The 13,300-nt window shown below is 68.9% G+C and carries 12 protein-coding genes; 4 read left to right on the top strand and 8 right to left on the bottom strand.

The features are described from left to right. The first annotated feature begins 24 nt into the window (after nucleotides 1-24). The 4 genes from AC06E7_RS12455 to AC06E7_RS12440 all read left to right on the top strand — a co-directional run bounded on the left by AC06E7_RS12455 (nucleotide 25) and on the right by AC06E7_RS12440 (nucleotide 4,384). Nucleotides 25-843 (top strand): DUF2092 domain-containing protein, encoded by an 819-nt coding sequence (locus AC06E7_RS12455; RefSeq protein WP_478064932.1) that lies wholly within the window; start codon nucleotides 25-27, stop codon nucleotides 841-843. 1 nt (nucleotide 844) lies between these two features. After that, on the top strand, nucleotides 845-1,354 hold the full coding sequence (locus AC06E7_RS12450; RefSeq protein WP_478064931.1) for a hypothetical protein: 510 nt from the start codon (nucleotides 845-847) through the stop codon (nucleotides 1,352-1,354). A gap of 118 nt (nucleotides 1,355-1,472) precedes the next feature. Then, entirely contained in the window at nucleotides 1,473-2,024 is a 552-nt protein-coding gene (locus tag AC06E7_RS12445) for a DUF4136 domain-containing protein (protein WP_478064930.1), read from the top strand. A 95-nt stretch (nucleotides 2,025-2,119) separates the two neighbouring features. Then, the gene (locus AC06E7_RS12440) at nucleotides 2,120-4,384 is read left to right on the top strand and encodes a patatin-like phospholipase family protein (RefSeq protein WP_478064929.1); all 2,265 of its coding nucleotides are present in this window, start codon (nucleotides 2,120-2,122) and stop codon (nucleotides 4,382-4,384) included. Between the two features lie 23 nt (nucleotides 4,385-4,407). On the opposite strand, the gene AC06E7_RS12435 is transcribed toward AC06E7_RS12440, so the two are convergent. From AC06E7_RS12435 to AC06E7_RS12400, 8 genes are all read right to left on the bottom strand, one after another. Then, nucleotides 4,408-4,587: a hypothetical protein gene (locus AC06E7_RS12435; protein ID WP_184123379.1), complete on the bottom strand. Its 180-nt coding sequence runs from the start codon at nucleotides 4,585-4,587 to the stop codon at nucleotides 4,408-4,410. Further along, nucleotides 4,584-4,718, bottom strand: coding sequence for a hypothetical protein (locus tag AC06E7_RS12430; RefSeq protein WP_478064928.1), 135 nt, complete (start codon nucleotides 4,716-4,718; stop codon nucleotides 4,584-4,586). The genes AC06E7_RS12435 and AC06E7_RS12430 overlap by 4 nt, the downstream gene beginning before the upstream one ends. A 442-nt stretch (nucleotides 4,719-5,160) precedes the next feature. Beyond that, a complete protein-coding gene (locus AC06E7_RS12425) occupies nucleotides 5,161-5,961 on the bottom strand; it encodes a DUF2092 domain-containing protein (protein WP_184123381.1) in 801 nt (266 codons plus the stop codon). Between the two features lie 111 nt (nucleotides 5,962-6,072). Beyond that, nucleotides 6,073-7,956: a DUF885 domain-containing protein gene (locus tag AC06E7_RS12420; RefSeq protein ID WP_478064927.1), complete on the bottom strand. Its 1,884-nt coding sequence runs from the start codon at nucleotides 7,954-7,956 to the stop codon at nucleotides 6,073-6,075. Nucleotides 7,957-8,014: 58 nt separating this feature from the next. Next, nucleotides 8,015-9,811 carry an FAD-binding oxidoreductase gene (locus AC06E7_RS12415; protein ID WP_478064926.1) on the bottom strand — a complete coding sequence of 599 codons (1,797 nt, stop codon included), beginning with the start codon at nucleotides 9,809-9,811 and terminating at the stop codon, nucleotides 8,015-8,017. Nucleotides 9,812-9,944: 133 nt separating this feature from the next. Next, on the bottom strand, nucleotides 9,945-10,784 hold the full coding sequence (locus tag AC06E7_RS12410) for a class I SAM-dependent methyltransferase (protein WP_478064925.1): 840 nt from the start codon (nucleotides 10,782-10,784) through the stop codon (nucleotides 9,945-9,947). Nucleotides 10,785-10,873: 89 nt separating this feature from the next. Continuing rightward, a complete protein-coding gene (locus tag AC06E7_RS12405) occupies nucleotides 10,874-12,220 on the bottom strand; it encodes an Nramp family divalent metal transporter (protein ID WP_093535784.1) in 1,347 nt (448 codons plus the stop codon). Between the two features lie 28 nt (nucleotides 12,221-12,248). Next, nucleotides 12,249-13,196: a LysR family transcriptional regulator gene (locus AC06E7_RS12400; RefSeq protein WP_478064924.1), complete on the bottom strand. Its 948-nt coding sequence runs from the start codon at nucleotides 13,194-13,196 to the stop codon at nucleotides 12,249-12,251. Between the last annotated feature and the right edge of the window lie 104 nt (nucleotides 13,197-13,300).

Below are 13,300 nucleotides of genomic sequence, written 5' to 3'. Positions count from 1 at the left end.
CCTTTTCGCCTCCGGAGACATGCCATGGCCACCGCCGCACTATGTTTCGCCCGTACCGCCTGCCTGCTGCTCGGCGGCCTGGCCGGGGGCGCGTTGCCGCTCGCGGCCGCCCCGGCGCGCACGCCGCCGGCCAGCACCGACGGCGACCAGCGCGACCCCGAAGCGCTCGCCGCGCTGGACCGCATGGGCGCCGCGCTGCGTGCGCTCAAGCAGTTCTCGCTGACGTCCGATGCCAGCACCGAAGTGGTGCTGGAGGATGGGCAGAAGATCGAACTGGACGGCGTGGTGACCTACAAGGTGAAGGCGCCGAACCAGTTGTTCCTGGAGCTGCGCAGCGACCGCCAGCTGCGCCAGCTGTTCTACGACGGCAACGCGCTGACGGTGTATTCGCCGCGCTTGAACTACTACGCGCAGGTGGACGGCGTGGGGGCCACGCTCGGTGAGCTGGTGGACCAGGCGGCCGACCGCTACGGCATCGAAATGCCGCTGGCCGACATGTTCCTGTGGGGCACCGACAAGGCGCCCAAGACCGCGATCCGCGCCGCCCTGCACGTGGGAGGCGGCACGCTGGATGGCGAACCCATCGAGCAGTACGCCTTCAAGCAGGACGCCGTGGACTGGCAGGTGTGGATTTCCAAGGCCACCTCGCTGCCGAAGAAGCTGATCATCAATTCACTGGATGACCCGGCCCAGCCACAGTATCGCGCGCGGCTGGCGTGGGATACCCGCACGCCGGTACCCGCGACCGCCTTCCAGTTCGCACCGCCGGCCGACGCCGCGCGGATCAAGCTGGTGCCGGTCGAGGTCGCCGCGGTGGTTCCCGATGCCGGCCAGGAGAACTGACATGCCTTTCTTCCCCAAGACCCGACGCACCATGCTGACCGGCGCGGCCAGCCTCATGGTGCTGCTTGCCATCGGCATCGGCCCGGCCAATGCACAGCATGGCCACCGCGGCGGCGGCGGTGCTGCGCGAGCCGGTGCCCACGCCAACATCAACCGGCCGGTGCAGCGGCCGCAGGGCGGCGGCGCGAATCGCGACGTCAATCGCAATGTGAACCGCGACGTGAACCGGAACGTCAACCGGAACGTCAACCGCGACGTGCATGTCGACGTGGACTACCACGACGACCACTGGAACCACTGGGATGACCATCCGGTCGCCACGGCCGCCGCCGTGACCGCCGGCGTGGCGCTGACCTCGGCGGTGATCGGCTCGATCGTCTACTCGGTGCCGCCAAGCTGCGTGACCACCGTCATCAACGGCATGGCCTACCAGCAGTGCGGCAACACCTGGTACGAGCCGCGCTACAGCGGCACCACCGTGCAGTACGTGGTGATCAATCCACCGCGTTGACCCTGCCGGTTGCAGCAACCGGTAGTTTTTCTGGCTGGCCTGCGTAGTTATGCGGATGACCACGCAGGCAGGAGGGGGCTAGGCTGGAAGCCAGTTCACAGCCCCGGAGTGTCGTGTGATGAAAGCCTTTGCGATCGCGGTCCTGGCCACCTCGCTGGTGGCCTGCGCCAGTACGCCCACCGTGCACACCGACTTCGACCCGGGGGCGAACTTCGCCTCCTTCCGGACCTACAGCTGGGCGATGAAGCCGCAGGGCGCCTCGCCGCTGGTCACCCAGCGCATTGTCGACGGCATCGACGCGCGCCTGGCGGCCCGCGGCTGGACCCAGTCCGCCAACGGCGACGTGGCCCTGGCCGCGCATATCGTGACCAGCCAGCGGCAGACCCTGGACACGTTCTACACCGGCAGCAACATGGGCGGTTGGGGCTGGCGCGGCGGCGGCTGGGGCGGCGGCATGGGCATGGGCAGCGCCACCACCACGGTACGCACCTACGACGTGGGCACACTGGTGGTGGACATGTTCGATGCGCGCAGCAAGCAGGCGGTATGGCGCGGCACGGCCAGCGGCACGGTGCCCAGCACCCCGGAGCGCACCAACGCCGCGGTGGAAGCCGGCCTGGACAAGCTGTTTGCCGGGTTCCCGCCGGGCAGTGCAGCGGCGGCCAAATGATGCGCTGACACCCTTCGACGTTTCACCGCGCGGCGCCGCACCGGGGCCCATCCCTCCCACCGGTCCGGCGCCGCGCACTTCCATCGAGGTGCCTCTTGGCGATTCCCACGCCTGCGGGCATGCGCCTGCTGCTGGCCTGCCTGCTTGCGCCGGGTGCATCGCTTGCCGCCGGGCCGGCCACGACGCTGGACGGCACGCAGTGCGGTCACCGCGACAGTGGCGACACGCGTCCCCGCATCGGCGTGGCGCTGGGCGGTGGCGGCGCACGTGGCATCGCCCATGTACGCATCCTGCGCCAGCTCGAGGCGCTGCATGTTCCGGTGGACTGCATTGCCGGCACCAGCGCCGGCGCGCTGGTCGGAGCGCTGTATGCCTCCGGTAAGACGCCGGCGCAGATCGAGCAGGTGGTGCTGGATACGCAGTGGATGGCGATGTTCAGCGACACCCTGCCGCGCCGTGAGCGGTCGCTGCAGCGCAAGGCTGACGACTACGAACAGCTGGCGCCAATCGGGATCGGCCTGGGCGGGCAGGGCAAACGGGTGCAGATCTCCGGCGGCGTGTCGCAGGGAGAACGCCTGATCGCGCTGTTCGAGACTGCCACCGGCGGCAGCCGGGTCACCGGTGATTTCGACGACCTGTCCATCCCGTTCCGTGCGATCGCTACCGACCTCAACACCGGCGAGGCGGTGATCCTGGACCACGGCAGCCTGCCGATGGCGATGCGCGCGAGCATGTCGTTGCCTGGCATCTTCCGGCCCATCACCATCGACGGGCGCGTGCTGCTTGACGGCGGCGTGTCCAACCAGGTGCCCATCGACGTGGTGCGGGCGATGGGCGCCGACCGGGTGATCGCGGTGGATGTGGGCACGCCGCTCAGCGCGCTCGACCGTGACGCCAGCCTGGTGGACGTGATCGGGCAGCTCAGTGGATTTCTGACCACGCGCAATGCCCAGCGCCAGCTCGACACGCTCGGCCCGCAGGATCTGTTGATCACACCCCAGCTTACCGGCAAGGTCGCTACCGGCGATTTCGACAAGGCGCCCGAAGCGCTGGCGATCGGTCAACAGGCTGCGGACCAGGCGGCCCCGGCGCTGCGCGCCTTCTCGCAACCGGCGCCGGTCTACCAGCGCTGGTACGCCACCCGTGAAACGCGCGCCGCGCCGTCGGCTCCGGCACCGATCGCCTACATCGAGGTCCGCAACCACACCGGCTATGCCGATGAACTGCTGTTGTCCTACCTGCCGGTGGAGATCGGCAAGCCGCTGGACAGCAAGGCCATGCAGGAAGGCGTGCTGCGTGCATACGGCATGGATACCTTGGCCAGCATCAGCTACGAGCAGGACCGCCGCGACGACGGCCAGGTCGGGGTGGTGATCACCGCGTACGAGAAGCCCAACGGCCCGAGCTACCTGGAGGCCGGTTGGACCCTGAGCAACGACCTGGATGGCAACCACGAAAGCAACCTGCGCGCCGGCCTGCTGTTCGCGCCGCTGTCGCCGTATGGCGCCGAAGCGAGGGTGACCCTGCAGGTGGGCAGCGAACCGGCGATACGCGGGAGCTACTACCATCCCTTCGACGTGGGCAACCGCTACGCGTTCGAAGCCCTGGGCGGTTATGAAACGCGCAGCTTCAACGTGTTCGACGACGCGGGCAACAAGACCTCGCGCTACCGGGTCAGCCGCACCGGTGCGGGCGTGGACCTGGTGCGCAACGTGTCCAACGTGTTGTCGGTACGCGCCGGCATCGAGCGATACACCGGCAGCGCGCGCATGGACATCGGCTCGCCCCGGGTGCCACGCACCGATTTCGACGACGGTGGGCTGACCGCCAGCGTCACCTACGACAACATCGACAGCCTGTACTTCCCGCGCGACGGCTTCCTGGTCAACCTGGGGACCTACCAGTCGCGTGAGGCCTTGGGTGCCGATACCCGCTTCGGCCAGATCGACCTGGATGCGGTGGGCGCGTTTCCGTTCGGACGCAGCGCGGTGCAGCTGGGCCTGCGCTACCACGTGACCTCCTCGGGGACCGCACCGGTACAGAGCATCTACCGGTTGGGCGGGCGCTGGCGGCTGGCCGGGTTCCAGCACAACCAGCTGACCGGCCAGGACTATGCGCTGGGGTTTGCCGGCTACACCTATGAACTGGGCAAGGTGCTGGGCCGCTCCGCGCAGGTCGGTGGCACGGTGGAGTACGGCAATGCCTGGCAGCGCCGTTCGGACATGTCGATCAGCGATGGGATCTGGAACGGCAGCCTGTTCCTGGGCTTCGATTCGTGGATCGGCCCGCTGATCTTCGGCCTGGGCATGCGCGAAGGCGGCGACCGGGTGGTGTTCATCGAGTTGGGGCAATCGCTGTAGCGCATCCCGGTACGCCGAAGGCGTTACAGCACCTGCGACAGGATTACGGCCAGTGCGCCGATCCAGCACACCAGCACGAACCAGGCCAGCACTGCGTTGGCGGTGATGCCGCGCTTGCGCACCAGCAGGCTCACCACCAACGCGGCCACCAGCGGCACCAGGAACAGGGCCAGGAACCAGATCCAGGGGTGCTGCAGCGTCATCGTGGCGCGTCCACCACGACGTACTGCACGGTGGTGCCAACGTAGCGCGGCTGGTACCAGCCGTCGCTGCACTGCTGATAGCCGATGCCATCCACCACGATGGTGGTGCAGTCCACCGGCAGCGAGTACACCACCGAGCCGATCGCCGCGGCGGTGAGCGCGACGCCGGCGGTGACCGCGGCAGCATCCCAGAACGGGTGGTCCCAATACGGTGGCGGCGGAGGCGGCGGATACGGATGCGGGCCAGGGCCCGGCGGGGGGCCGGGCGGGTGTGGCCCTGGGCCGGGCCCCGGACCGGGATGCGGCCCAGGGCCGGGGCCGGGCCCGGGGCCAGGATGAGGGCCAGGCCCAGGACCGGGTCCAGGGTGGGGTCCGGGACCCGGGCCCGGGCCGGGGTGCGGACTGAAGCCGCCACCACCGCCGCCAAAGCCACCATGGCTGGCAATCGAGGGATGGGCGAAGCCACGGAGCCCCGGGCGTGCCTGCGCGTCGGCGGGCACCAGCAGGGACGCGGTGGTGGCGCACAGAAGTGCGGTGGCGAGCGCGGTACGCAGTGCCGTGGTGGTGTGCATGTCAGCGCGCTCCGTTGTCTGCGTCATTGCCGTCGGCCATGGCCACCGGCACGAATGCGATCCGGGTGGCGCCGTCGGGGCGGAACACCAGGTCGCTGGCCGCCACGGCGCGCTGCGTATCCCAGGTCAGGGTGGCCTGGTAGTTCGGCAGCGCCGGATCGGCATGGCTGGTGATCAACAGTTGGCGGGGCAACTGGTTCTTGTCTGAAATCCAAACCTGCCAATCGACGCCGGGCTGACGAAACGCATAGTGCCGGGTCGACTCGCCATCGATGCGTTCGGTGCCGACAAACAATGCGGAGGTGATGCCTTGGGTCGGGAACCCAGCGGTACCCCACAGGAACAGATCCGCCAGCGGGAACTCCACGCCAAGCCGGGTCGCCGAATCGCTGAGCAGCGCCTGGCTGCTGCGGTCCAGATTCTCCACGGTGGCGTAGTACTTCTGCTTCGGCGAATGGATGGTCAGGGTGTGGCCGTCGTAGAACAGCTGCCGGTGCTGGTGGTCGCTGCGGATTTCGACGAAGAAGCGGTCCGGTCCCAGCACCTTGTAATCCACGGTGCCGGCCAGCGCGAGCTTCTGCCCGTCATCGAGCACGTAGTCGGTGCGGGTGGTCGCGGCCATGCTGAACTGCGGCAGCGCACGCAATGCCTTGCCCATGCGGGTCAGCGCGCCGATGGCCTCGGGATCGACGGCGGCGGACGCTGCGGTATCGGCAACGGACGGCGCAGCGCTGGCGGTATGCGACGCCAGCGGAACGGCCAGTAAGGCTGCAAGCAGCAGGCAGCAACGGCAAGGACGCATGGTGCTCTCCTGTGGGTCCGGGCCTGCCAGGCAGGCCATGCCCCACTGTGCGCACCCGCTACGGAGCGGACAACCGGAGTTACACCGACGCGGCCTAGGTATTTCTACCGGTCACGGCGCGCGACGTGGATCACCGCCACCACCGGCCACCCACGCGTCCACGGCCTGCTCCACCACGGTCATCGGCATCGCACCGTTGCCGAGGATCAGATCATGGAAGGCGCGGATGTCGAAGCGATCGCCCAGCTGCTTCTGCGCCTTGGCGCGCAGCGCCAGCAGGCGCAGCTGGCCCATCTTGTAGGACGAGGCCTGGCCGGGCTGGACCAGGTAGCGGTTGACTTCGATGCGCACGTCGGACTCGGTCATGCCGGTCTTCCCGCGCATGTAGGCCACGGCCTGCTCGGGCGTCCAGCGCTTGCGGTGCAGGCCGGTGTCCACTACCAGGCGCACCGAGCGGAACATCTCGGCCTGCAGCCGGCCGATGTCGCCGGCCGGGTCGTCGCGGTAGACGCCGGCTTCTGCCATCAGCTGCTCGGCATACAGCGCCCAGCCTTCGGAAAACGCACTGGGATTGAGGCTGCGGCGCAACAGCGGCAGGTCTGTCAGGGTCTGCCCGATCGAGATCTGGAAGTGGTGGCCCGGCGACCCCTCGTGGTAGGTCAGGGTGGGCGTGCTCCAGCGGGTGTTGGAGGCCATGTCACCCAGGTTGATGAAGAAGGTGCCCGGGCGCGAGCCGTCCATCGCCGGCGGGTAGTAGTAGCCGCCGGGCGAGGTGGCCTGCATGTGCGCCGGCACCGGCTGCACCAGCAGCTTCTGCGGCGGCAGGTGGCCGAAGTAGGTGGGCAGCAGCGGGTCGAGGTCACGCAGGCGCTGTTCGATGTCGCCGATCAGTTCCCTGCGGCCGGCATCGCTGTCGGCGTAGCGGTAACGCGGATCGTCGCCCAGGGCCCGGATGCGCTCGGCCACGGTGCCATCGCGCAGGCCGATCTCGCGCAGGCGCGCGTCCATGCTCTTTTCCAGGCGCGCCACTTCGTCCAGGCCGATCTGGTGGATGGCATCGGCGCCCAGGTCGGTGCTGGTGTACCAGCGCAGGGCCGCGTCATAGAACGCATCGCCGTGCGGCAGCGCCCACATGCCCTTGTTGCCGGGGTGGGTGGCCTGCAGTGCCTGCACGCGGTCGAGCAGGCGCTGGTAGCCGGGGTTGACCGAATCGCGAACGGCCACGGTCGCCTGTTCGAGCAGCGCGGCGCGCTCGGCGACCGGAATCGCCGGCAGTTTGTCCAGCTTGCGCTGCAGCGAAGCCACCCACAGGCTGTCCTCCGGTGCCGGTTTGAGCAGCGTGCGGAACTGGCTGGCCGCGCCGGCCAGGGCCAGTTCCGGCGGCACCACGCCCTGCGCGGCCTGCATGTCCACGTTTGCGCGCACCTGGTCCAGCTTGCTGCCCATGGCGTCCAGGCGGGCGATGTAGTGGCGCGCAGTGGTCACATCGGTGACGGCGTGCTGGTTGTCGAAGAACTGCGGCAGGTTCACCGGCAGGCTGAACAACTGGTCCACCGCATAGGTGCTGCCCCCCACCGGCAGCCATGCCGCGGCCCACGGCACCGCCATCAGGTCGATCTGTGCCTGGTAGAACCAGCGCGCCAGGCCGTCGCTGAGCTGTTGCTGCGGGTCCAGCGGTGCACCCTTCCAGGCCTTGATCGCGGCCAGGTTGTCGGCCAGGAAGCGCCGGTTGACCTCACGCTGGGCCAGCGACACGTCGGTGAGCCGGTCGGAGGTATCGGCCGCGCCGTCGCCGCTGATCCCGAGCAGGGTTTTCAGTTCGGGATCGGCATTGATCGCGGCCATGGTCTGCGCATCGAGCAGTGCATTGAAGCTCTGCGCGTGCGGCACACCTGCAGTAGCGGGTGCAGCCTGTGCGGCGGCGGTGACCGGCAACAGCGCGGTGGCGATGGAGAGGCAGAGCAGGGCGGGGACGGCGAGCGTAAACGACGGCACGGGGCGGACTCCTGCAGCGGGCGGGTGCCCCGCAGCCTAAGCCAGTGCGGGCGCCGCGTCAGCTGCGCCGTTCGAAGCCATCGGCGCTCCAGTCCTCGCTGCCCACTCCGTGATGGATCACGAACAGGCCGTCCGGGTCATAGCGCCGCTTGGCCGCCAGCAGGCGTGGGTAATGCGGGCCCCAGAACGACTGCTGCCAGTCGCGCTGGAAGAAGTCGCACTCGGACACATAGGTCGGTGCACTCGGCAGCACCGCGCGCAGGGCGGCGTAGGAACGCCCGACCCGCGCTGCCCCTTCGCGGGCTTTGGCCTCATCCACCGTTCCGCCACTGCCCGCGTACACCGGGCCACCGGCATTCCCGATCAGCGCCAGCGCGAAGGCATCCAGCACCGCCGGATGGGTCGCGGTGTCGCGGCTGGCGGTAAGGGCGTCGGCCGGGGCGCCAAACAGCCCCTTGTTGCAGTGCAGTTCGACCGGCATGTGCGCGGCCGCGGTGCAGATCGCTGCCGCCGCCGCATCGCGCTGTGCATCGCCGAGCAGCGCCGAGGGCATCCACGCCGACGCATAGCCATGCAGGTACCAACCCACCTGGCCCTGGTCGCCCTTCCAGAGCATGTGGGCAGGCGCGGCGCCTGCGCGGGTGTCTTCGGCGATCAGCGTCGGGGCATGCTTGCGGAAGAAGTCCGCGTCCCACATGTGCTGGGCGGGCAACGCCAGCGCCTGCAGGGGATCGATCACGGTGTATTGCGGGCGCGCGGCCACCCACGCTTCAAACGGCGCCCACACCGCGGCGGCCTGTTCCTGGCTCAGCCCCTGGAACACCATCGACGCCCCGAACGTGCGATGGCTGTCGAAGCGCAGCTGTTCGCCCCATTGCGGCGTGCACAAGGCATCGCGGTAGAAGCGCAGTACTTCGGCGGCCAGCGCCTGGAAGCTGTCGTCGCTGTCGGCCCGCACCTTCATCGACACCCCGCCAAACGTGGCGGGCAGTGCATGGGTGCGCAGGGTGATCCGGGTCACCACGCCAAAGCTGCCGGCGCAGCCGCCCTTCAGTGCCCAGAACAGCTCGGGATCCTGGGTCGCGTTGACCACCCGCACACGGCCGTCGGCGGTGACCACTTCAGCTTCCAGCAGGTTGGCGGCAGCGGTGCCGAAGCCCTTGGAGAAGCTGCCGAAGCCGCCGCCGGTGACCAGCCCGGTCACGCCCACCGAGGTGCAGCCGCCGCCCTGGACGTAGCGGCCGGCGCGGGTGGTGACTGCATCGTAGGCATCGATCCACATCGCCCCGGCACCGAGGCTGACCGCCGGCTGCGCGGCGGTACCGGCGGGCGCGCCCTGCGCGACGAAGGCATCGTGCAGTTCCACCGCGTTCATGGCGCGGGTCCAGACCAGCAGCGAATCCGGCGCGCAGGAGGTGCCGTGGTAGCTGTGCCCGCCACCCTTGACCACCAGCCGCAGCCGGTGCCGCCGCGCGAAATCGACCGCCGCCGCCACATCGGCGCTGTTGGCGGCGGCTACCACCCGCGCGCTGGGCCGCGACAGCCAGGCCCCGTGGTAGCCACTGGTCTGGGTCAACCCAGGCTGGTCGCCGATGAAGAACGGGTTCTGGATCTGCGCCACTGCCTCGGCGCGGGTGCCGGCATCGCCGAGGAAAGGCGAAACCGGGATCGACAGCCGTCCACCGACGGCGTTGGAGAGCTGGTCCCATTCGCTGGCAGAGGGCCACCCGGCGGTACCGGGACGGACACGGGCGAGGGCATTCCGTGACCCGGCTGAATTGCCGGCGGCCGCTTTTTGGACCAGCGGGAGCAAGGGCAGGGCAAGGCCGGCTTTCAGGCAGTCACGACGTTTCATGGCAGTCACAGGCAGAGGGCGATGAACCCAGCATGTGCTCGTCAATCCTTGCTGTCATTGGCGTGGGGCCGAATGACGGTCACCCGGGACGAATGGTGGCCGCGGGGTGACGTGGGTGTTGGCCGCTTCGCGGTCACTCGGCCCGGATCGACCAGCACGCGGCGGTGAACACCACCCGATCACCCCGCACGAACGGTGCGAACGCGTCGACCACGGTCGACAGCACCCCCTGCCGGACGTCCGGATCCAGCCCTTCGGCGCGCAGTGCCTGTCCGACCGGTCCCAGCAACGACACGTAGGTCGGCAAGGCGTCGCGGGCGATGCTGCATTCCACGTCGAGCGGGGCGATGTCGATGTGATCCCAACTACTGTCATCCAGGATCTTCCGCACGACGCCTGCATCGGCAAACGCAAACTGCCCCGGCCCACCTTCGGCCCGCGCCGGCAGGGTCAGCAGCGACGCTGCAGCGCGCTCGGCGGTGGTCATGAACGGATTATCGGCCGGACTGCGCCAGGCAATGGCATGCAGGCGGCCACCACGCCGAAGCGCCTGCCGCAGGTTGCCGAACGCGCGCACCGGATCATCGAAGAACATCACCCCGAACCGCGACACGATGCGGTCCAGGCTGGCGGGGGCAAAGCGATGCTGCTGGGCATCGCCCACGGCGAAATCGATGGCCTTGCCCGCCGCCAGCGCCCGCTCGCGCGCCACGGCGATCATCGGCGCGGAAATATCCACCCCGCTGCAGCGGCCCTGCGGATCCAGCCGATCGGCAATGGCCAGGCAGACCGCCCCGGTGCCGCAGCCGACGTCCAGCACGCGCGCATCGGGCTCGGCGGCAATGGGATCGGCAAGAACCGGCTCGAAGCCGGCGAACATGCCGTCGAGCAGCGACTGCGCCTGTACCCAGGCATCGCCGGCCGGGCCGTTCCAGAGGTCGTGCTGCGAAGGCGGGGATGCGGCGTGGGGCATGTTGGGCACTCCGGGAGGATTCCGCGCACTGTGCCACCTCAACCGTGATTGAGGTCAAGCGCCAGGCAGGGCCTGCGCATCACCCCGGATCACCCCATCAACGTCTCGGCCAACAGCTTTACGTTGAGCACCACGATCACCGCGGCAATCACCCAGGCCAGCGTCAACAGCCAGCGTGGCGCGACCAGCGTGCCCATTCGTGCCTTGTCACCGACGAACATCACCAGCGGAATCACCGCGAACGGCAGTTGCATCGACAACACCACCTGGCTCAACACCAGCAGCCGCGCCGTTCCCTGTTCGCCATAGATCGCGGTGACGATCACCACCGGCACGATGGCGATGCCACGGGTCAGCAGGCGGCGCGCCCAGGGCGCGATGCGCAGGCGCAGGAAGCCCTCCATCACGATCTGCCCGGCCAGGGTGGCGGTCACCGTGGAGTTGATGCCCGAGGCGAGCAGCGCCACCGCGAACAAGGTCGATGCCAGCCCGACTCCCAGCATCGGCGCCAGCAGCTCATGGGCCTGTTCGATCTCCTGCACATCGGTGCGCCCGCTGGCATGGAACACCGCTGCGGCCAGGATCAGGATCGAGGCGTTGATGAACAATGCCAGCATCAACGCGATGGTGCTGTCGGTCACCGCCCAGCGCAGCGCACTGCGCCGGCCGCTGTCGGTGCGCGGGTAGGCGCGGGTCTGCACGATGGACGAATGCAGGTACAGGTTGTGCGGCATCACCGTGGCCCCGATGATGCCGATGGCCAGGTACAGCGCATGCGGGTTGGTGACCACCTCCGCGCGCGGGATGAAACCGCCCAGCACCGCCTGCAGCGGCGGCGCGGCCAGCGCGATCTGCACCGCGAAGCAGGCGAAGATCACCAGCAGCAGGGCAATCACGAACGCTTCCAGCGCACGGAAGCCACGGTGCATCAGCCACAGCACCAGCACCACGTCCACGGCGGTGATGATCGCCCCCATCATCAGCGGCAACCCGAACAGCAGCTTGAGCGCGATGGCGGTGCCGATCACCTCGGCCAGGTCGCAGGCGATGATCGCGATCTCGCACAGCACCCACAGGCACAGGTTCACCGGTCTGGAGAAATGGTCGCGGCAGGCCTGCGCCAGATCGCGCCCGGTGGCGATGCCCAGCCGTGCCGACAGCCCCTGCAGCACGATGGCCATCAGGTTGGAGAGCAGGATCACCGACAGCAGCAGGTAGCCGAACTGCGCGCCACCGGCGATATCGGTGGCCCAGTTGCCCGGGTCCATGTACCCAACCGACACCATGTAGCCGGGGCCCAGGAAGGCCAGCAGCCGGAACCACCAGTGGCCGCCCCTGGGCACGGCCACGCTGGCGTGCATCTCGCCCAGGCTGGGGCGATCGCCGGTGGCCTGCGGCCATGCGCTGGTGGTCGGGGAGGTGGGGTCCGCGCTCATGCGGGCGAATATAGCAGAGGCTATGTTATCAAGGTGAGGGCATCGGCAACGAACGCATGCCATGGGTGTGCGGCAGGCTGGCCTTCATGGCATCGATGAAGGCGCGCAGTCGCGAGGGGATCTGGCGCGCGGCCGGGTACACCAGATGCACCGGCAATGGCGGCGCCTCCCAGCCGGGCACCAGCTGCACCAGCCGGCCGTCGCGCAGGTCATCGCCCACCAGCCACGCCGACACCACCGCCGCGCCCAGTCCGGACACCGCCGCGCGGCGCGCCACGAACAGGTTGTCGGTGAGCAGGCGCGGCTGGATGTCGACCCGCAGCGCTGGACCGTCATCGGCCGGCAGCAGGGTGAAACGGTCGCGATAGAAGGTGGTCAGGGCGATCCACGGCAGGCCGGGCAGCAGGGTGGGGTCGCGTGGGTCGGCCGCCTCCAGCAGCGAGGGCGCGGCGATGACGATGCGCGGTACTTCGGCCAGCGGAACCGCCACCAGTTGTGGTTCCTCCACGCGTCCCACCCGGATGGCGCAGTCGATCCCGTCGGCAATGAAGTCCACCGGCTGGTCTTCCAGCATCCACTCCAGCGTGACCTGGGGATGGCGGGCCATGAACTGCAGCATCGGTTCCAGCAGTTGGGCCTGGCCGAAGGCATGTGGCACCACCACCCGCAGGCGCCCGCGTGGCAAGTCCACGTCACCACGCAGGTCGGCCTGGATCGCGTCCCAGTCGTCCACCAGGGCCCGGGCGTGCGCATAGCAGCGTTCGCCGTCTTCGGTCAGCGTCATCTGGTGGGTGGAACGCTTGATCAGGTGCAGGCCGAACAGCCGTTCCAGGGTCTGCAGGCGGCGGCTGACGGTGGGCTGGGTGGTGCCGAGCTGTACGGCGGCGGCGGACAGGCTGCCGCTTTCGACGATGCGGACAAAGGTGGCCAGCAGGTCGATACGGTCCGCACCCGGTGCCGCGGAGGGAGTGCTCATACAACCTTCGTATGATGGATATGTACCGAAGCCTACTACACGCCTTCTCGTTCAAGGAGGATGCTGGCGCCACTTTCTTCAGGCGTGGAGTGGTTCATGTCCAG

The organism is Stenotrophomonas sp. Steno-Z4 (assembly GCF_056393145.1).
The sequence above is the reverse complement of the archived record's forward strand: the minus strand, read 5'-3'. Positions and strand labels throughout refer to the sequence as shown.